Origin of the sequence: Candidatus Uabimicrobium amorphum (assembly GCF_009002475.1) — a bacterium.
Classification (GTDB): domain Bacteria; phylum Planctomycetota; class Uabimicrobiia; order Uabimicrobiales; family Uabimicrobiaceae; genus Uabimicrobium; species Uabimicrobium amorphum.
Genome location: NZ_AP019860.1, coordinates 2,422,605 through 2,444,813 on the forward strand (window position 1 = coordinate 2,422,605; position 22,209 = coordinate 2,444,813).

Consider the following 22,209-nt stretch of genomic DNA (forward strand, 5'->3'; position numbering starts at 1 on the left):
GATCCATAATCAATTGATCGTATGTTATCCGTATGTCAAGTGCAAGCTTTTTCTTTTTAAATTTGAGATTTTTCTTCTACAGTTGGATGCCCTGTTATTTTTGTTCTAATTTTTTTTGTAAATCACCAAAACTTCCATGGTCCATATATTCTTTTCTTGGTACAGATTTGAAATTAGATAAAGAAGCGAAAATAGAGCCGCCGATCCATGTACCATATTTTCTTTCTGGAGGCGCGGAAACTTTAGTTTTCATTTTTTTATTCGCATTGTAAAATTCGTATTCAATACGATCTCTTAAACCAGGATACATACTTTCGCTACCGGCAATAACAATGTTGCGATACAATCTTTTACGAAATTTAGAATCACATTTCCCGATCACTTCTTGTATAACCTTATGAACACCTTGTGCATCTATTCCCAGTAATTTTGGCTGAAAAAAAGCTTCGGGTGCTGTAAATCGTTCTTCCTTGACCTCAATAGCTTGACCGTCTTCCAAAGTATATGTTTTACTTAATGAAGAACTATTCTTCGCCAATTTCGTTTCCGCGTTAAAATTTAGGGCCACATAACAGTATTTATTTTTGATTTCCTCCATCATTCCGCTACAATTTTTTGCGAATTGATAACCTTTTTTTTCCAATAATTTTTGCAAATAATCACGAATATGTTGACTTGTTACAGGAATTTTTTGGGTGGCAAGAATCGAACCATAATCTACGGCATTCACGAAAACACCATTGTCGTCCATACATACAACTAAACCATCCATTTTACCGTTTGAATATAATATTAGAATCGTATTACTTACCGCGTGCAGAGCAGGAACCTCAAACTTATCAAATAAGATCTTTGCGACCTGATCTATAGACTCTGTGGTAAAATCACCAGGGTATGCTAGCAGAACTGCCTGCTCTTTAGGATCGGCTTTCAACTTTGAAAATACATGGTCTAAAACCTTTTCGCATTGCGCAACATCCACTACTTTACCGTCTTGTATTGGGTAAGAAACGGAATCACTTTTTGCTAAAGTTCCAAAATCAACATAGACTTCATCATCCTTCGTACTCACCGCATTTGGCATGACAATTTTTGGTGCGTCGTCCCCAGCAAATCCAGCATGGAGAACAAATGAATCGATATAAATAACAATAGCTGACTTCTCGGCCTGCAGTGATGCCATCACCAACATCGCCATGATAAAACATAATTTTTTCAAATTTTTCATAACACTTCCCGCCATCGATTTAGAGTTTCATCAGAAATAGAATATTGTATCTACTATACCAAATAATAAAATATTTGCGTAGTATTTAACTGTGGAGCAAAGAACAGTTGTTAGGCATCGCACACCAAAGAAAAACAACACCAAGTAGACAAATCATACAAATTTTGATACCGTTATAGGTGAAAAATCTAAAATACTGTCGTGTGACCATTTCACCACTCTAATCGTTTTGAAGGTTTATGGTATGTATAAGTATATTTTTATCATTCTTGCAATGTTATTGTTGTCAAACACTGTTCTTTGTGAAAACTATGTCTACATTTCTCATTTAGAAGTCGAGGAAAAAAATAGCAAAAACAAGCACTGGGACAGTTTTTATGGAAAACCAGATATCATCTTGTCTATTTATGTCTGGCAAAACAGCAAATGGCTCAGTTTGTATGAGAGTCCTAAATTTCAAAATACCTGTCACATAAAAGAAACTATCGTAACAGAAATTTCGGTTTTACCAGGGCAAAAGATCAAACTTGAAGTTCTAGATAAAGACTTGAAGAAAAGTGATCTCATTGGTAGTACAGAAATTGTTGTTGGCGAAGAGGATGTATCCGGAGATGCCCAGAGCGTTTCTTTTGGTCGGGTAAAAAATTTAGCTTACCTTACTTTGCCATATAAAAATCAATCACAAAAAGATTCTTATAACAAAAATCAAAGAAAGGTACTGCGACAGCAAAAAAATAAGATCGCGGAACAACAGAAAATAATTGCCGCTTATGAAAAAAACGTTAGCGAATTAAAAACGTTAGTCGAAAAGTACAAAGAGGCAAATGCAAAAGCTGCGACGAAAGCCGCCGCGAAAGGTAGGTATACATCGTGGAAAATATCCTCTGATTTTGATATTTCTCCCAACCCCAACCCTGATGAAATAGACATTTCTGTCAATGTTCGTAAAAAAGGTTACAAAGCCGTCGAAGATTTAGAGAGATCACTGGCAACAAAAAAGCTAGAAACGGAAATTCGCATTTTTTTAGAAACCCTTCCGCGACAAGTTATTGCAAATATCTCCGCAGACAATACCTTACGAACAATCACTCCAGATGTTATTTCACTCTCACGCATTCTCGATGGAACCGAACAAGAAAGTGTGGAAGTGGCAACGAAAGCCCCTTTTAAAGAATATAAACCTGGGCGCTATTTTTTGCGTATTTATAAATCGGGATATAAACCTATCGAAGAACAAATCACTATTTTTCCGGACGACAAGCATTATGTGATTAAAAAAGAAATGGTTTCACTGCGTCGCACATTGGTGATTGACACAGATGATGACTATCAAGGTAACAAAATCAAACCCGACGTTATATCCTTAGATCGCCAAAATATAGACGAAGGCCACAAGGTAAAACCGGGCGAGTATACTCTCACTCTCAATAAAGTAGGGTATTACCCAATCGAAAAAGTCATTAATGTCAACCCAAGTGGTAAGGCATTCATTGTCAAGGGGCAATTTAACGCCAAACCGCGTGAAGTTCAATTTAAAATTTTTGGTGTGCAAGAATCAAAAAACATCAAGGTGACCATCGGTGATCTTGCCGTGCAAAGCGGTGACTCTGTTCCTCCGAAAAAGTTATATACTTTTAAAGTAGAATGCAAAGGTTTTGTCACGCATATGTTTGAAAGAGCCATTGCCCCTTCGGATGATCCTTATATCTTCAACGCGACTTTAAAACCCAAAAAGCGCCGCGTGATTCTTCATCTAACCGCGGAATTCCCCAAAGGAGTGAACTTAGCTCCCCTAGACGCCAAAACAATAGGAGGGGAAACATTGCAAGAAGACACGGAGGTTGCCGCAGGGACACATGAATTGTTTTTGGCAAAAACCGGATATCAAAGTATTCGCGAAATGGTAGATGTAGAAGTTTCCGAAAAACCTTTCATGATTACCCGAATCATGAAGCCAAAAAAGCGCATGTTCATTTTAGATTTAAAATACGATGTTGTTGCCGACGACTTAGATTTTTCCAAAACAGTACGGCTAGAAGGCAAAACAATTGCCTTTGATAAAGTAGTCACAAACAACGATTTGATTGCCCCCGAACACTATCAATTAAAAATTTTCGCTGATGGTTATGAGCCACTTTCGGAAGCCATAACCATTCATCCCGCAGAAACACCTTTCCGTATTACAAAAAAACTCATTGCATTGCCACGACAAGTCATTTTTCGCATTACTTCGGATTACAACACCACAACGAACGTACAAGATTGCGAAATTGTTGTAGATGGAATGCCGGTGCAGAATATTACCGCGATAAAACCCGGTGTACACTCTTTGGTAATCCGTAAACCTGGTTTTCATTCCATTAGCGATGAAATCCAAATTTCCGCAGGAACTAGCAATGTTGTCATAGAAAAACAGTTGCGTTCTATACCTCGTGTTGTCAAAGTCACTTTAGTGGATAACGAAAATGGCAAAGAAATTACGCCTGACTCCATTACTTTAGACGAGGTAAAAGTAACAGGTACGGCACCTTTTAAACCTAAAAAATACCACATGATTATAGAAGCAGAAGGTTACGCAACGATTAGCGAAGACATCAATATTGAGCCTGGGGTAAATAATTATGAAATTAAAAGATTTCCCAATTCATCTAAACGCTTAGTTCTCGCAGAGATAAAAGGAGATTATAACGATGATTTATTGTCACCGCAGCAGTTGACGTTAAATGGAGTGGACATCGTACCTGGGACAAGCAAAGTACGTCCAGGTGGTCATAATTTATCTATTTATGTTCCGGGTTATGAACAGCTAAACACCCGTTTATCCATTAGCCCTAGCCAGCATAGCTACACCATCAAAAAAACCCTTATTTCAAAAAAGCGAAAATTGGCTTTTGATATTAGCAGTTCACTAAATCCGCAAATGAAGATAGTTCCGACAAAAGTACTGTTTAACATACTAGAAGTGCGAGAAAGCGAAGAAGTAAAACCGGATCGATACCATGTGCAAATTGAAAAACAAGGGTATGAAAGTGTCATCCAAATGGTCGAAATTGAACCAGCAGAGGACATTTACACTCTAAAAGTCACCATGACTCCGCGTGCACGTCATTTAAACCTTCAGGTAGATAGTGACTATCAACCAGGAGTGACCACGGATGTCGATGAGGTTCTTGTCAATGGTGAAGCTTTTGATATAAAAAACGTCCTTGCACCAGGGGAGTACGCGATTACTTTGCGAAAAAAAGGTTATGAAGATCTTGCCTTTGACATCAAAGTGCCCGCAGGTACATCCGCTTTTGCCATAAAAAAGACCATGGTCACAAAACCGCGTCAAGTAAGTGTAAAAGTGACGAGTGATTTTGTTTCGGAAGAATTTCAACCCGAATTGTTGACTCTTGCGGAACGCGATATAGTCCCCGAAGAAAGTTTTAAACCTGGCGTTTACGAAATGGCGATTTATCATCCTGGTTATACAGAAATACGTGAAAAAATCACCGTGGAACCCGGCGAAGACATCCTGCAATTGACACGACACTTACATCCTTCTCGTCGCCGTTTAGAAGTCAACGTGACTTATGATGTAAAACCTTCTGAAAAATTAGCGCCGCATAAGATTAGCTTGCGCAACTTGAGTGATACAGAATTCCGTAGCATAAAAGAAGGTGATATGATTTATCCTGGGGAATATAAGGTCGAAATTGAAAAAGAAGCTTACACTTTATACCAAGGACGTATAGTTGTTGAGCCAGGTGAAAAGCCTTATGTGCTCTCTACAGAATTAGTGGCGAAGCACGTACAAATTCTCATGGACATAAAATATGACGTGACTCCAGGAGACGAGGCCATCGCTCTTGGTAGTTCCAAATTGACATTCATCGATAGCAACGATATAGGACGTAGTGTCGAACACGGAAATCGCATTCGACCCGGCTCTCAGAAATTGGAAATCAACCAACCTGGCTATGAATATAGAGAACATCGCAAAAAGATTAACATCGAGCCGAGCGAAGAGCCCTTCTGGATACGCGAAACTCTATACGCAAAACCAAGACCTTTGTCCTTTAGTATTTTCGATCCGCAAACCAAACAATTAATACCAGCGACAGAAGTTATTATAAATGGTGAAGTTGCGGCTCCTCAGGCGAAATTCACGCCTGGAATCAAGTACAATCTCGTGGTAAAATTCAAAAAGTTCAAGACGGTGAATCGCACCATCACCATAGAACCTGGAGAAGGTCCGTACCTTACAAAAGTTGATCTCATTGCATACAAAAAATATACAATGAGAGTGGGAAAAATTTATACCAACATGATTCGCGACAGTGTCAAATTCCCGCTAGAAATTTTTGTTGATGGGAAACAGCTCGACCGACATCACATACAACCAGGGGACGGATTTAACCTGATCAATTATGATTTTTTTGCTGCGAAAAATTTAAAATCTATTCGCGTTGTTTGCGGTTATTACTACGATGACTCTACAGCAAGAAAGAGGTTTGATTTTAAAGACTTGAAAAAAATCGACATCGATCGCTTAGAAGAACACTTGTTAGAAATAGCCAAGAGTAGCCAACGAAATACACTGCGTTGTGTGACACGTCTTCTAAAGAATCGTCAAGATAAGTATAAGATAATGTCGCTCTCTAGAGAAAGTCGCCAAAGAATTGCAAATCTACTGCGCGATTTAACTTTAAACGTAGAAGAACAAAAAATGAGAAGAAAAGTTCTTCGCGCATTGCAAAAGTAGCTAGTGCTGTCATCAATTAAAGAGATATTTCTTTTACTGTGTCATCCCGCACTTGATGCGGGATGACACTAAGTATATATTTTTTCTACATTTAGTGCGTTTAGCTAATTGATGACACGCCCTAACTCAAAAAATCGACAATCCACTTAAAAACTTCATCGCGGGTATGATCTTTTTCTTCTAGTAAGTTGTGCTTTCCTTCATTGTATATCTTTAAAGTACACTCTGTCACTTTTTCGCTATATTTTCGTTGGCGACCAGGTTTCAGGACCTCATCTTTTGCCGCTTGTATTAAAAGCACCGGAACGTTTGCTTTTGCATAATTTTCCATAAAACGCGAAGCTTTGACTATTTTGCCAACCCATCCAAAACTAATTCCCGTAATGCATGTTTGAGGGTACTCTGTGAATACCTTGGTATTGATGTCAAAGCGCTCCCGGCAACTCGTGGCGCGATTTGTCGTAAAGTGCTCGGAGGAGAAAAACTTCGGCCCAGGTAATTTGCGTTTTCCTAAACCAAGAATCTGTGCGAAACTTGTTGCGGCTCTTGCAATTTCTTCTGGTAGCGGGAAAGTATTCACCTGCATGGCGGGTACGGATAGAATAACTTTGGAAAAAGGATGCTGGTGTTGTGCGATATAATTTGCACTGATAAGTCCTCCGAGACTGTTTCCCAACAGGTATCGTGTCGTATTGCCCACGTGCGGATATTGTTTGTGCACTTCATCAACAAATTGCGCTAAGTCAGCAACATAATGGGCAAAATCTTTGACATAGACGATGTCACTGCGTGGAATGATACGCCCTGATGCTCCTTGGCTACGGTGGTCAACGACGAAAATATTAAAACCTAGCTGTGCAAAATCATAGGCGAATTCAACATATTTGTAAGCCGGTTCTACTACTCCTGGAGCGATAAATATTGACTTGTCATGACCGTTGTCAAAAGCAATATAGCAAATCTCTACACCATCTTCTCCGGTAAAAGAATGCTTGGGAGCGTTATCAATCATTGGTTTTAAAACGGTGTCCCAATTGGGAGGTATGTCTTTCTGACGCATGGTTTTCTCTTTCCTATTCTGCCAATGTTTATTTGTAGCCATTTGTGGTAGAGCGTTATATAATCTTTACATGTAAATAGTAATTTTTATGGAAGGGAATTGCAATGCTTAATAAGAAGCAATATTTCGTTCGCGAGCATGTCGGAATGTTCAAACTATCGAATGCCTACGATATACTCGACCCAGATACACAACAACAGCTCGGGATTGCCAAAGAAGAAATCAGTGGTGGCTTGCATTTTTTGCGTTTCTTTGTCAATAAACAGTTATTACCAACAACAGTGAACGTTTACGAGGGAACCGAGTCTAATCCAAGCAAAATGATATTTTCCATCAAAAAAGGTTTCGCGTTCTTTTCATCAAAAGTAGACGTTATTGGTCGAAATGGCCAAACGCTGGGCTGGTTTAAAAGCAAAGTATTCTCTTTAGGAGGAGCTTTCCGTGTATTCGATGATATGGGCACAGAGATTGCCCTTGTTAAAGGAGACTGGAAAGGCTGGAATTTTAAGTTTTTATTCGGCGACGAACAAATAGGCAGTGTGAGCAAAAAATGGAGTGGTGTGGGAAAAGAACTCTTTACCACCGCTGACAATTACATGATTTCACTAGAGGGTGAAGTGAACGAAGCGCATGCAACCTTACTTTTGGCAGCAGGTCTATCTATTGATATTGTCTATAAAGAACGCTAAAATACCTTTACATTCAAGTGTTGCATCGAACTTTCGTGACCGTGATCGTAACCGATTTTATCGGTCAAGGTCACGGCGACGATTACGATTTCCGTACTTCATGCTGGAATCCCCAGGTTGTCATTTCCAAGTCTACTTTATGTTGTGGATTCCTGCTTTCGCAGGAATGACACCTCGTAGAAAGAGGGATATATGAAATTAGAATTTCAATCACAATTAAATGATAGTGCCGCAACATTGTGGAATTGGATTATTTCGCGGCGTGGCATTAACAATGAATTGTCACCCTTAATGTACATGACCAGTTTAGATGCTCTGGCAACGATTACTGAAGACAATTTTACCTCTGGCAAAGTAATCGCCGATAGTTGGATCTTACTTTTTGGATTTTTACCCATAGACCGTTTGCGAATCACACCTGTAGAAGTTGTCGAAGGTGCGTATTTTATTGAAGAATCACCCATGTTCACCATGAAGCGTTGGCGCCATGAACGCTATGTTATACCACGAGAAAACAAATGCGAAGTAAAAGATGTTCTTACCTTCGAACCATATTTTTTTTCGCCGTTTGTTACTTTCTTCATCAAAATGCTATTCAAAAATCGCCACCGAAAATTACGCAAACGATTCTCTTAGAACACTTGCGTTCAATATCTCATAATGTGTACAAAAGGAAAATTTCATGGACAGAGAAAGCATCAAGAAACTATGGGAAGAGTCGGTTCTTCACAACAAATCGGAAAATTGTGATCCCGGAAAAACCTACAAAAGTGCACATATTAGTATTGCGAGCATTGGCTTACCTGCACCTATACAGCAAACTATCGAATCGTCTCCACCTATACAACAAACCATCGAATCGTCTTATAACATTGCAGAGGATAACGCCACTGCCAACGAAGTATCTACACCACAGGATTACGAATTGGCCGATGAGATTTCTCGTGGAGGTATGGGAATTGTCTACAAAGGTAAACAGGTAAAACTACAACGCGAAATTGCCATAAAAAAAATTAAAGGCGAAAGCAATGCCGCCACCACAGCAAAGTTTATTTCTGAATCCCTGGTTACCGCTTACCTGGACCACCCCAACATTGTTCCCGTGTACGATTTAAGCAAAACGTCTCGTGAAGAAATATTCCTTGCAATGAAACTCGTTCGCGGTACGGAATGGAAAAGTTTTATTGAGCCTCGCGACCAAAATCAACAACTACTTGCGCATAAGTATAACGAAGAAGCACACCTACGTATTTTACTAAATGTTTGTAATGCCTTATCCTATGCTCATAGCAAAGGCATTGTACACTGCGACATTAAACCGTCGAACGTCATGGTCGGTGAATTTGGCGAAGTTCTGGTCATGGACTGGGGGATTGCCGTCAATATCTCCGACACAAATCCCGGAGTAAGAGGGTTAAGTAGAGAGTCGATCAAGACGCCTTTAGGGACGCCAAACTACATGCCTTGGGAACTTGCCGAAGGTTGTGGAGAAAACATCGGTGAATGGACAGATGTGTATTTGTTGGGCGCTACATTGTATCACATTTTGATGAAGAAGCCACCGCATGGTGGCGGAATGGTTTCGTCATTGTTTGCTGCGGTGACGGGAAAACTCCCTGAATTTGAGGCTCATATCCCCAAAGAACTCCAGACAATTTGCCACAAAGCTATGGCAAAAAAAATTAACGAACGCTACCAAAGTGTTGCCGATTTCCAAAACAGTATACAGAATTATCTACAGCACAAGGAAAGTATCATCATTGCCGCTAAAGCACAAAAAATGCTCGATAACTACCATGGCAAATCGTCCAACAAACTCTATCATAATTTTTCGCAAGCCATTGCTGGTTTTGAACAAGCTTTACAGCTATGGGAGGAAAATGGCGATGCACAGCGCGGTTTACAAGAAACACGTATTGCCTACGCAAATACGGCGCTTTCCTACGAAGATTTTGGTTTAGCAGATTCACAGCTTGCCTATGTCAGCGAAAACAAAAGTCGTGACTTAAAGAAAAAAATTGCCCATGCACGACAACGAAAATTACGCGCTGTACGCACCACACAATATTTGCGTTACGCGGTGGTTGCCGCGACAATAATTATTATTGTTGGACTTAGCATCGGATTTTTATTCGTTCGCAACACCCAACGCAAAACGCAACAACAAAAAAATGCTGCTTTTTTACAACTTGCAAAAATTGCCACAAGGAAATCACAGCAGGCATATCGCGAAGTATCACAACAAATCATCGCACAATATCCACCTTTGCAACAAATAGAACATGGCTATGATCAGTGTGGCGTATATGCCCAACAAAGTTTACAGTTTCTACAACAAATAAAAGCTATCGCACCACAGCAAAAAACGCAAATAGCAAAGCTACAAAAACAATCACGTGGTATGTTACACTTATCAATGAAACGTCCATTTAGCCCGGCTTTGTGGAAAGTACATGCTGCTAATGTAGGAAAAATAGGCGCCATAGAATTTAGCCATGATGCACAACACATTGCCTGTGCGGGAAAAGACGGTGCTATACGTATATACAGTACGCTCACCGGTGAGGAATTACAAATATTTCGCGGACATCGCTCAACAGTAAACTCTATAAAATATAGTGAAAATGGCAAATACCTCGCCTCCGCTTCAACCGATAAAACTATTCGTGTGTGGAATGTTACTTCGGGTGAACAGGTGTGTATTTTTCGTGGATATCGCGTACACAGCGTTGCTTTTAGTATTGATAACCGCTATGTCATATCAGGTTCTGCGGACAAAACCATTTGCGTATGGAATATTGCCAAGGGCAGAGAAGAATTTATTTTTCGCGGACACACTTCTACAGTAAACGCCATCGCGGTTTGTGGTACATTTGTTGTTTCTGGATCAAAGGACAAAAGCATTCGCGTGTGGAATATACAAACAAAACAGCAAGTATTGGCACTACACGGTCACGAGCAAGCTGTCAATTGTGTATGTGTTTCGCCAAACTACATCATTTCTGGTTCCGCAGATCGTACACTGCGCTTGTGGGATTTGCACACCGGAAAACAATTGTTTACAGCAAAATTAGACACCGCGATAACTGCTTTGGATTACCATCCCCAGCAAAAGATCGTCGTTTGTGCACAAGGCCGACAAATTGAGCTATGGAATATCAAAACGCAACAACGTTTGGCAGTTTTTTCTGGTCACTATGGCAAAGTGATGTCTTTGGACTTCAGTAGCGACGGTAAGTACCTCGTTTCGGCATCTCATGATAAAACCGTCCGTTTGTGGGATATTGCCACACATAAACAACACTCTTGTTGGCAAGGACATACAGCAGATATTTATTCCATCGTTTTCAGTGGCGATGGCAAATACCTCGCTTCGTGTTCTAGAGATACCAGCATTCGTTTGTGGAACGCAAAAACCGGAAACGAGCAAGGTGCTCTAGAAGGGCACAGCGCCGCAGTGACTGCCATCAAATTTAGCAATGATAGTCGTTATATGGTTTCTACGGGAAAAGACAAAACCATTCGCTTATGGGATGTTGCTTCGCAAACGAACGTTTCCACTTTTGGCCCCTTTTCTAAATTAGTAAACGCCATTGCGTTTCATAGAGGTAATATTCTCTGTGCTTTTGGGAAAGAAATCAAAGTACTTGATGTAAAGAGTAAGCAGTTGTCGCTGTGGAAAAAGTACGACAAGTCCATTTATCAAATGGATTTAAACGCAACGCAACTGTTCGTTATTTCTCATCAACTTGTCGAAATCATCGATCTAAAAACTACGCAGAAAGTCGCAATGTTACCACACTCTCGGCCTGTATTTTGCGCTAAATTTAGCACAAGCGGACAATACATTGTCTCAGGTACTTCCGACAAAAAAATTTACCTGTGGGACATAAAAACACAAAAACAATTAGGTACCTTTTCTGGACACACTTCTCAGGTGAATGCTGTCGATATCACCCGAGACAATCGGTTTATCATATCGACTTCTAACGACAAAACTCTACGCATGTGGAAAGTTGATAATCGACGACAAATCCTACATATAAAACTGTTCACCCCAGGTGAGAGTTGTCTGTTTCATCCCGAGTACAGCAAGGTTGCTTTCATTAGTGACAGTAATCGCACCATTGAATTGTGGGATGTATCACTCATAACGGCCCGTCCTCTCCTAAAAACGTCACAACCACTCACGGCACTAGAGATAAATCGCGATATGCTGGCCTTCTCTAACGGAAAAACAACAACACTGCACAATAGCAAATCGAATCAAACCACGCACCTTCGAAAAAGCGGTACGGTTTTGGCATTTAGTTGTGACGGAAAGCATGTTCTTTGTAGTGGCAAAAAGCATGAGTTGTATAAATATGATGTGAACAGTAAAAAGATTGTGGCAACGATGAAAGGTCACCTCTCACCTGTATGGGACGCCGTATTTAGTGACGATAACAAATATATTGCTTCTGTAGGAAGAGACAAAATAGTTTATCTATGGAATACCACAGCAAAACCGACAAAGTCTTTTCATGGACATACAAATACAATTACAAGTGTTGATTTTAGTAGCGATGGTAAACGAATCGCTTCTGGCTCAAAAGACAGGACCGTTCGCTTGTGGAGTGTAAAAGACCAAAAGCCACTAGCTACTTTTACTAGCGACTTCGAAGTCTATTCAGTGAATTTTTCTCCCAATGATCAACTGTTGGCCATTGGCTCAAATAGAAACATCTATCTATGGAATCCCCACACAAATCACAGCACAACATTCACGTCAAACAAACGAGACATACGCAGCTGTCAATTCACACAAGATGGTCAACATTTGGTGTGTAGCTTTGCGGAAGGTATAGAAATTTGGGACATCGCGACTTTACAACAACTTCCTGTACCACAATTACACAACGCGCAAATCGCACGTTTAAATCAAAATGGTATATTGTACTACTCAACACAGGAAGCTGTTTATAGGTGGAACGCATTTGCAAAATATACCATCTCGCAAATGCGCTCTGCGGAACAACATTTTCTTAGCGATTATACAGTGCAAAACGATATGTCTCTCACGAAAACGACCCACAAGCGTCTATGGAGTTTTCTGCGACAATCGCCGTGATCTTCCACAACGAACAATCAATCGTGTGAATACGTTCGAAAGAATGCCATCATTGCAGCAACAGGAATTCCGATAAAGATACACCCCGCGACCAAAACCGCTAACGCAGAAGAACCAGCACCATAAAAGAAAATAGCCATAGGTAGTATTGCCGCAATATAAAACGCAATTGCCTTCAAGCGTATGATGCCTCCGAACTTTCGTTTTTCGTTTTTCTCGGTTTGCAGTTTTTGTAAAAAAGCTTGTTTGCTTCCCCCATAAAAGCGAACAAAATTGTAAGCAAAAATAAATGCCACAACTGCTATTCTCAAATTTAGAGAAATGCTACGTGGGCCAAAAATTCCGGGATAAACACGTATTTGTTTTTGCACATATGGTATATTTAGCACCGCCAAAAGTACAGTGATTGTAATAACAAAAGTGCCAAATAGTGCGATCGAAAATCCTTCACGATAGGCCTTGTCCTCGTCTTTGATTCTATGGAAAGACATGTGATAAACGGCTTGTACAAAATTCATATTTACTTCCCAAAACCTAAACATAACTAAAGATGCGAAACAATTTCTATACTTCGGGCAATATTTCATCATCCATTATTTACTTGCGCGTAGATATAGGCAACGGTTGTCGACCACGAAATGGTCTTATTTCCCAGGTTGTTTTCAATGCAAATACGAACTTTTTGCCATTCTTTTTCCGACAAGTGTTGTTGCAAACATTCTCCATAACTTGGACGCTCTTTCGCGTTGTTTTTTTGGAACCAACCACGAAGAATTTCCGGAGAAATATACAACTGCATAGGATGCTTTACCAATTCAATCTTTAAGTTACGGGTGTTTGCCCAGGCTTTCTCTAAGGTTTTTTCGTCCCAATTGACCATAGAATCTTGTTTATTGGTATAAATTCGTTCTTCGGCTTTGCGAACTTTTGCATAGAGGGTTTTGGAAAGCTTCCCTTCCACAAACGTATAAATACGCGGTGTATAGCGGGGCACGGTTTGTGCAATAGCGATATGACATCCTTGTGCGGCGTATTCGAGTAGAGATACCACACTTTGCGCAGTACATTCACCTTGTGAAAAAGGATTGCGGCCGATAATCGCGTCATATTTCACTTCGCAATTGTTTTCGCGGTAACTTTGCGCAAAACTTTGCCACTTACCATGCATAACCACAGGACGCTCTATGGGAGACAGTCGACTACTTTGTTGTTGCAAAAGCTTTGCATGTTCTGCGGTGTAAACAAACGACCACACACCACCTTCTGGTACACGGCGCAGTGCTTCCCAGGTGAGTAAACCCGTTGCCGCATTGAGATCGAGTACACAACTGTGACGTTGCAACAAATTTTCATAGAATATAGTATCACGAATGGTGGCAAAGAGTTGCCCAGTTTGCGAAATCGTTCTTTGCAACCAGCGTTCTTTTTGCGATGTCAGATATTTGCCGCTAAAGGTAAGAATTTCCGGCGAAGAACTAGACGTTAGTGCCGCTGCGAGCTGTGCTTCGCGACGGCGCAACACTTCGTCATGTATTTGTTTTTCATACCCTTGGTTCGAGGGTTCATAAAAAACGCGCCCTTGTAAGGTGTCCGGTAAATATTGTTGTGCTACCCAGTGATCGCGGTAGGCGTGTGGATACATGTAACCCGTCCCATGCCCAAACCCCTCGGCATCGCGATTCCCGTCCTTTAAATGATTGGGTACTTTGCCTTCCTGTTCATTTTCCACCGCACTGAGTGCATCAAAAAACGCCATGGTCGAATTACATTTTTTTGCCGTGGCTAAATAAATCGCAGCTTGTGATAACGGAAAACGTCCTTCAGGCATCCCGATGTAATCAAACGCCTGTGCGCACGACATCACCACACTCAAAGCTTGGGGAGCGGCCATTCCCACGTCTTCACTGGCGAAAATAATCATGCGCCTAAATATAAATCTAGGGTCTTCCCCTGCATACACCATGCGCGCCATCCAATACAATGCCGCATCGGGGTCAGACCCACGTAAACTTTTGATAAAAGCACTGATCGTATCGTAATGAACGTCACCTTCCTTGTCATAGAGAACGGCGCGTTTTTGTATCGACTCCTCGGCAACCTCCATGGTAATACGAATAATACCCTCATTATTCTCTTCCGTAGTTTCTACCGCAAGCTCTAAAGCGTTTAGCATACTGCGCGCATCTCCATTGCAAAGTTCCACGAAATGCGCCAGTGCGTTTTCATCGATAGATACTCTGAGTTCACCATAACCATTTTTATCGTCACTGATTGCTCGGTTGATGACTAAGCGTAAGTCGTCTGTTGTTAGAGATTGAAGCTGAAACAATCGACTACGACTCACCAATGGCTTAATCACTTCAAAATACGGATTTTCTGTTGTCGCTCCGATTAAAATAATCGTCCCATTTTCAACCCATGGTAGTAGCGCGTCTTGCTGGGCCTTGTTCCAGCGATGGACTTCATCGATGAATAGTATGGTGCGCTGATGGTAAAGCTCGCGTTGTTTTTGCGCCTCTTTTATTGCTTCGCGTAGATCTTTTATACCGGCTAATACAGCGTTGATCGCAATAAAATGGGCATTGGTGTTGTGCGCTATGATGCGCGCTAGGGTTGTTTTTCCTGTACCAGGAGGGCCATAGAAAATAACAGAGGAAAGTTGATCGGCCTGAATCGCTCGCCGTAACAAGCGACCAGGCCCCACAATATGTTGTTGTCCGTAAAAATCATCCAAGGTTTGCGGACGCATTCTTGCGGCAAGAGGCTCTTTAGGGCTGTCAATAGGTGAAAATAAGTCTTCCATAGCATCTATCCTACAAAATCCTTGACAATTCATCGCACGGCGTCGTTAATTGTTTTCCAAATCTTCTCTTTTTACACCTTGGAACATGCCAGTCCCTTCAATGACAGAGTTTATGTACATCACAAATAAAATTTTACCTTTTCGTACCACTGCCACTTGTTTACGCATATGTTTTTTAGTAAATGCGGTAAATTGCTCTTTCACTTTTTCATTGGTAATTGTAAATTGAATGGCACCAAAGTTATTTGGATCTTCACGAAAGTCTGTATTGCCGACATCTAGGCTGACTTTTTCATCAGTGCGTAGAGCCAACCAGCGATCTTCTTGCTGATGAACCCAAGTACAATTTTTAGAGGCCCATTTTTTTTGATAATCTTCTAAAACTTTTCCCGCTTTCTTTTGGACAAGTTTACAGTTTTCACTTTCTTTTTCTGTCACCTCTTTGTCGACAAGACAAAAATCTAAACTGCCGGCCATTTTGACGGGAGGGAAGTACTTATCATACAATGCCGGGTCTTCTAAGCTTGCTTCGTGTTGCTCGTCTTGAACCCACTCTAACGTAAAAATGTCTGTCTCGCGACGAAGTAAAAAGCCTTTCTCATCGAACCATAGGCGATCGGGCCCAAATTGAGATGACCAACTCGTCTCAATAGTGTACTTCCAGCAATTTACCTTTTTCCCATTATAGTCAATAACCTCTGGTCCGACGGATGTCAATGGTGTCAGTTTATTCATCGCAGCGGAGTACACCTGAACCATAATACTCTTCTGTTTTTCCTGCGAAATAATGTTTAGACTAGGAAGTATAGTAAGACTGTCAAACAGTAACAAATTTTTATGTCTTTCTATCGTCTGCGCTTGTTGTCCTTTGACTCCGTGCGTTATTTCTTTTTCATTAAAAGTAGCTGTGGCAGATATATAATCGCTTTCTATACTGTATGAAAGCGGCTCACCATATTTGGAAATTTTATATGTGGTCTTACTTTCAAAACCTCCTTGCGTCACTACTTCGATCGTATAAACGTCATCCTGAAAACTTTTCACTGTAAACTGTGAATTTCCCGCTTTCTTACCGTATACTACAGAGCAAAAACGGTATGTTTTTCCCAGTTCCCATGGAATTTTAATTTCTTGTGCTTGAGTAAAATTACAAAAGCAAGTCATAAAAATGGTAACAGCTGCAAGTACAAAAGATAATTTTTTCATCTCAAACCTCTACATAAATAATATTGTTTCGTATGGACATATACACGTCCTAATCCAGGTGTCCTTTTTCTAGAATTTTTTTTATGTCAGGGCGTCGAACTCCTCCAAAGAGAATCGAGTGTACGAGGTTGTCTGTGGATACATCGCCCAAAGTGATACGTAGCGAAGTTGTTTTTGTCAGTTTTTGCGCAATTTTTTTTATGGGCAATCCCTGTTCATGTAATTTGCGCACTTTATCTTCAACGCGTAGCAAGTGATCCAGTTTATTGCACAATGCTTTTTTTCCATTGACCACAACCCCACGATGACAACAAAATAGAGTCGAAAAATCTAAAGCAATGACGCGGCGTAGCGAAGCGATCGTTGTCGCAAAATCTTCATCTTTGCGAAAATATTTGATTTTTTCGTGTACGAATAAATCACCACAAAACAGCCATTTTTTTTGGGGTAGAAAAAACACAACGTGGTCTTCACTGTGCCCAGGAGTATGGATGACTTCCACTGTTTCATCGCCCATTGCAAGATGAACGGGGAACTCCTTGCAATCGCACTTGTGCATCTTTCCCCACACAATTCGCTGGTATGGTTTTAATTTAAAGCCACTATGAATGATTTGCGCTGTCTTAGTGGAAGAGAAGATAGGTATATCAAAATGATGTGCACCACCGCTGTGATCTTCGTGGTGATGGGAAAGAAAGATTTTTTGTACTTTTTGCTTACCGGCTAATTCGCGCAGATTTTTACCACAGCAATCGAGTCCGGTGTCCACAAGTGTATCTTTATAAATGAACGCATAGGCTTGTAAAAATTTTTGTCCTAAAAAGGTACGCCCCATTTTTACGATCGTAACTTCTTGGTGTGTCGTTATGTCAAAATTAAACGCAAAAATAGTGTTCTCCGTTACTGTTTTGCTATCAAAATAAGAATCAATACAATGAGTATAAGTGAAATTATTTGCCATAACTTCTGACTGTGGCGCTTACGACTTTGGCGAGAACGTCGGCCTACGGAATTCTTTATTTTTCGCATATCTTTCGGTGTCAAGTCCCCTATTTGAGATTGCGATAACTCAGGCACTTTTTCTTTGTTTAGCGGTTTGGCTGGTGGGGTATTTTCCGCTTCACCGTGTTGCGATGTCGCAAGGTTTTTACGTGCCCGCGTGCGCTTTGTCTTGACGCGCCGTCGCTTTTTGGACGCTTGGCTTGCACGCATATTGGCCTGACTTTTGTCGGCATCGTCACAACTGTCCATGACTGGTTTGTTGTATTCTGTCGCGTCATTTAAATAATTCTGTAAATCAAGCCGCATATCCTCAGCGCTTTGATAGCGATCTTCGCGTTTTTTGCTTAGAGCTTTTAGGCAGATCTCTTGTAGTTCCGACGGCACATCTGGATTAATTTCCTTTGGAGGGATAGGCTCTTCACGTACAATTTTCATAATGAGGGCTAAACTTGTCGACGCAGAAAAACACGGCTGTCCACATAACCCTTCGTACAAAATAGCCCCTAAAGAGTATATATCCGCCCGGTGATCGATATCTCCGCCTTGAGCTTGTTCAGGAGGCATGTATTCGGGTGTTCCCATAATGGCACCCATTTTTGTTAAGCGCTTCTGGTTATTCATTACCTTGGCAAGGCCAAAGTCCATAATGTACGCACGTCCTTTTTGCGACATCATTACATTCGCGGGCTTTAAATCTCGGTGGACAATTTCGCGGTTGTGGGCATGATGGATGGCATCGCAGATTTGTATGAATAGATCGGCAAGCTCCAGCCAACCAATGCGGTGTTCTTGCCAGTAGACATCTAGCGTTTGCCCGTCGATAAAATCCATATACAGGAAATACGCTTCCTCTGTTTCCTGGAAGTCTATTACACGAACGATATTAGGATGTTTGAGTTTAGCCACTGTTTTGCCTTCGGTACGAAAACGCAATACGTCCTCTTTCGATAGACAACTTTTATCCATTTCTTTCACCGCGATGATGCGATTCAAGTTCATTTGTAGAACTTTATATACAACCCCAACAGCACCACGGCCAAGTTCCTCTAAAATTTCCAAATGACCAAACTTGAGCTTTTCAGTTGTGCTGTTGGGTTCAACAATGACTTTTGCTAAAGAACTACGACTGAAAATGTTATCGTCCATAAGTCAACCAGTATCTCCAAAATCACAGCAAAGGATCGATTCGTGCAACAACTTTATCATAGATTCTAACATACAATATTTTACACTTTTTGCAAAGAATTTTTGTTTTCCCTTGCCTGCTACATACCAAACCAACTCTTACGAATCGTTACGTTACCTCCACTTATTATGATACCTATTTTTTTTCCCGTTACTGTTAGTTTGTTTTCGTACAAGGCCGCAAGCCCTAAAGCTCCCGTAGGTTCTACAACGAGTTTCATGCGCTCCCACAGTAAGTGCATACTATCAGTAATCGCTTCTTCCGAAACACTCAACATACCGTCAACATAGCGTAATACGAGAGGAAACGTCACTTCACCAAGTGAAGGAGTGCGTGCGCCATCGGCAATGGTCTGCGGATTGTGAACCGTATGTAGCTTTTTTGTGGCAAAGGACTTCTCGGCGTCGTTTGCTTGTTCGGGCTCAACTCCTATCACCTTGCATTCTTTACAAAGTGCTTTACTACTAATAGCGCTACCAGAAAGTAATCCACCTCCTCCACATGGAACAAGAAGATAGTCGAGATCTCCCACATCCTCAAGCAATTCCTTTGCAGCCGTTCCCTGTCCAGCAACAATGTCAACATGATCATAAGGAGGAATAATCGTTAAATTGCGTTCTTTGGCTATTTGCTGCGCCAAATCTTCTCTGGTAACTTCATCGCGGTTATACGTAATAATTTCCGCACCATACCCAGCGGTGGCGTCTAGTTTGACTTGAGGAGCATCTTCAGGCATGATGATCACCGTATGCTTTCCCAAAAGTTTTCCCGCCAGCGCCATCGCTTGTGCGTGATTTCCTGAAGAATAAGCTAATACATGGTCATTGTCCACTTTACTCATCGCATAGTAGGCACCGCGGATTTTGAACGCCCCCATTTTTTGTAAATTTTCGCATTTAAAAAAAACGCGGTTATTGGTTAGTTTATCTAGTGTTTGCGAGGTAAAAACAGGTGTACGATGCACTACATTTCGCAAAACGTTACTTGCGTCCTTTATATTATCGAAACAAACGCTCATATCTACTCCGAAAAGTTTTTTCACATGAAGGTTGTAATAATTCACAAAATTTGCCAAAATAGATGATCAGTAAATAACTTAAAACATTTAAAATTTCCCTATATTAACGTGTAAACTTTTGCACGGTTACGCATAGCAAAGTATGCGCTTTTCAAAACTACGACAACAATCAACACGTTTTAGGGACTTTCTTTGCAATTCATCATAACGAATCAAGGTACATTTAGAAAGGTAATTCATGAGGTTAATCACTTTTGTCGGTATTGTACTTAGTATATTTCTTACCGTTTCATGTGGTGAGAGAAAGACTGCTAAAGGTAAAGTATACTGGCACTCAGAAGATGGTGCTCCCACAAAACTAGATCCTATTGAAAGTGCCACAACATACGCAAACCGAATCACTACAGCAGTATACGACACTTTATACGAATACAAATACCTAAAGCGCCATCCTTATGAACTCAAGCCAAACTTGGCGGCAAACATGCCAGAAATTAGCGAAGATGGCTTAGTTTATACAATAAAAATCAAAGAAGGTGTCAAGTTTATTGACGATGCTTGCTTTAAGACAAAAGAGAATCCCAAAGGTAAAGGTCGCGAAGTCGTTGCTGCGGATTTTGTTTACTCTCTAAAGCGCCACTTTGATCCAAAAAACAGTTCGCAGGGATCATGGTTATGGCGGGGTAGAATCGTTGGTCTCGATGATTGGGGAAAAGCCGCAAGAGAGGCGGGAACCACAGATTACGCAGCCAAAATCAAAGGTTTACAAGCAACAGATAAATATACAATCCAAATAACATTGACAGAACCATATCCGCAAATCCTTTACACTTTTGCAATGGGTTTTGCTTCTGTAGTGCCACAAGAAGCGGTTGAAAAATATGGGAAACAGCTGACCACCAATCCTGTTGGTTCTGGACCATTCATGCTGAAGTCTTTTAACAAAACAAAAGCTGTATTGGTAAAAAACCCAACGTATCGTAAAGAAGTTTTCGACATACACTATGAAGGTTATGACGAAGAAAAACACGGATTTACAGGAATCAAGGCTTTACATGGTAAAACGTTGCCTATCGTTGATACTGTGATCATCAGTTTTATGAAGCAAGATGTTGCACGTTGGAATTCATTAAACAAAGGAAATGAAATTCAATTTGGAACCATTCCGAAAGACCAAATTGATAACGCTTTGATGTCTAAAAAGCCACCTAAAGTCATTGAAAAATTAGCGAAAAAATTTCATTTTGATTACGAACGTGAATCAGGATTTGTTTTTTCTGTTTTTAACATGACCGATCCTGCGTTCGGTTATAGTGATGATCCTAAACGTAATGAAATGAATAAAGCTCTACGTAAAGCCATTCGCAAAGCTTTTGACTGGCAAGGGCGTATTGACGTATTCTACGCTGGTATCGGCGAACCTTTCGTAGGCATCATTCCTCCTGGTATATCTGGATACAGCGAGTTTCCAAAAGATTCCATTACTCGTGACGTTGAAGGGGCCAAGAAACTGCTTAAGGATGCAGGTTGGACGGCAGAAAATCTTCCAGTATTTGAGTATCCAAATGCTGCATCAACTACCGCCACGCAATTTTTTGAACAAGTACGTGGTTGGCTAGAAGAAATTGGTTACCCACGTAAGAAAATAAAACAAAAGGAATTTGCGACATTTGGTGACCTAAACAAATCGATGAAGGAAAGAAAGAACATAATTAATTCTTACGGTTGGGGACTCGATTATCCTGATGCTGAGAACGTAATGCAACTTTTCTATGGTCCTAATGCTTCTCCGGGTTCCAATGCTTCGAACTTTGATCACCCAGAATACAACGAATTGTTTGAAAAAGCGAAGCCAATGCCTGATTCAGAAGAAAGAACTAAACTGTACAAGCGCATGACGGAAATTCTTCTAGAAGAATGTGTCGGAATGTTTGGTTTTTCGCGTACGCGTCTCAAGCTTTGGAATAAAAACACGATCATGTATCCAACACGCGAAATTTTAAGCAACGTATTCAAATACGTAGACGTGATCAAAAAAGATAAAAAGAAAAAGAAAAATACTAAAGCCGATGGCAATGGTAACGCTGGCGATGCCAACAATTCTGGTGACGCTGGACAAAAAAATACAGAAAACAAAGAATAAGGAAAATAGACAGTTTC

At 40.7% G+C, this 22,209-nt stretch carries 13 protein-coding genes; 5 read left to right on the forward strand and 8 right to left on the reverse strand.

Annotation, left to right across the window (positions count from 1 at the left end; all coding sequences use genetic code 11):
* Positions 1-94: 94 nt before the first annotated feature.
* Positions 95-1,228 (reverse strand): actin family protein, encoded by a 1,134-nt coding sequence (locus UABAM_RS08580; RefSeq protein WP_173013208.1) that lies wholly within the window; start codon positions 1,226-1,228, stop codon positions 95-97.
* A gap of 244 nt (positions 1,229-1,472) precedes the next feature.
* Between UABAM_RS08580 and UABAM_RS08585 the strand changes: the two genes are divergently transcribed.
* Entirely contained in the window at positions 1,473-5,975 is a 4,503-nt protein-coding gene (locus UABAM_RS08585; protein ID WP_151967587.1) for a hypothetical protein, read from the forward strand.
* 121 nt (positions 5,976-6,096) lie between these two features.
* On the opposite strand, the gene UABAM_RS08590 is transcribed toward UABAM_RS08585, so the two are convergent.
* The gene (locus tag UABAM_RS08590) at positions 6,097-7,035 is read right to left on the reverse strand and encodes an alpha/beta fold hydrolase (protein WP_173013209.1); all 939 of its coding nucleotides are present in this window, start codon (positions 7,033-7,035) and stop codon (positions 6,097-6,099) included.
* 104 nt (positions 7,036-7,139) lie between these two features.
* On the opposite strand from UABAM_RS08590, the gene UABAM_RS08595 reads away from it, so the two are divergent.
* From UABAM_RS08595 to UABAM_RS08605, 3 genes are all read left to right on the forward strand, one after another.
* On the forward strand, positions 7,140-7,724 hold the full coding sequence (locus UABAM_RS08595; RefSeq protein ID WP_151967589.1) for a phospholipid scramblase-related protein: 585 nt from the start codon (positions 7,140-7,142) through the stop codon (positions 7,722-7,724).
* Between the two features lie 192 nt (positions 7,725-7,916).
* A complete protein-coding gene (locus tag UABAM_RS08600) occupies positions 7,917-8,360 on the forward strand; it encodes an SRPBCC family protein (RefSeq protein ID WP_151967590.1) in 444 nt (147 codons plus the stop codon).
* A 46-nt stretch (positions 8,361-8,406) separates the two neighbouring features.
* On the forward strand, positions 8,407-12,834 hold the full coding sequence (locus UABAM_RS08605; protein WP_151967591.1) for a protein kinase domain-containing protein: 4,428 nt from the start codon (positions 8,407-8,409) through the stop codon (positions 12,832-12,834).
* Between the two features lie 17 nt (positions 12,835-12,851).
* Here UABAM_RS08605 and UABAM_RS08610 read toward each other — a convergent pair whose 3' ends face one another.
* The 6 genes from UABAM_RS08610 to UABAM_RS08635 all read right to left on the reverse strand — a co-directional run bounded on the left by UABAM_RS08610 (position 12,852) and on the right by UABAM_RS08635 (position 20,049).
* Entirely contained in the window at positions 12,852-13,352 is a 501-nt protein-coding gene (locus UABAM_RS08610) for a hypothetical protein (protein WP_151967592.1), read from the reverse strand.
* 68 nt (positions 13,353-13,420) lie between these two features.
* Positions 13,421-15,637, reverse strand: a complete 2,217-nt coding sequence (locus UABAM_RS08615) for an AAA family ATPase (RefSeq protein ID WP_151967593.1) — start codon at positions 15,635-15,637, stop codon at positions 13,421-13,423.
* Between the two features lie 45 nt (positions 15,638-15,682).
* Positions 15,683-16,843 (reverse strand): hypothetical protein, encoded by a 1,161-nt coding sequence (locus UABAM_RS08620; protein ID WP_151967594.1) that lies wholly within the window; start codon positions 16,841-16,843, stop codon positions 15,683-15,685.
* Positions 16,844-16,892: 49 nt separating this feature from the next.
* Entirely contained in the window at positions 16,893-17,804 is a 912-nt protein-coding gene (locus UABAM_RS08625; RefSeq protein WP_151967595.1) for an MBL fold metallo-hydrolase, read from the reverse strand.
* Positions 17,744-18,991, reverse strand: a complete 1,248-nt coding sequence (locus UABAM_RS08630) for a serine/threonine protein kinase (protein ID WP_151967596.1) — start codon at positions 18,989-18,991, stop codon at positions 17,744-17,746. The genes UABAM_RS08625 and UABAM_RS08630 overlap by 61 nt, the downstream gene beginning before the upstream one ends.
* A gap of 119 nt (positions 18,992-19,110) precedes the next feature.
* Positions 19,111-20,049, reverse strand: a complete 939-nt coding sequence (locus UABAM_RS08635; RefSeq protein WP_151967597.1) for a threo-3-hydroxy-L-aspartate ammonia-lyase — start codon at positions 20,047-20,049, stop codon at positions 19,111-19,113.
* A gap of 238 nt (positions 20,050-20,287) precedes the next feature.
* On the opposite strand from UABAM_RS08635, the gene UABAM_RS08640 reads away from it, so the two are divergent.
* A complete protein-coding gene (locus UABAM_RS08640) occupies positions 20,288-22,192 on the forward strand; it encodes an ABC transporter substrate-binding protein (RefSeq protein WP_151967598.1) in 1,905 nt (634 codons plus the stop codon).
* The last annotated feature ends 17 nt before the right edge of the window (positions 22,193-22,209 follow it).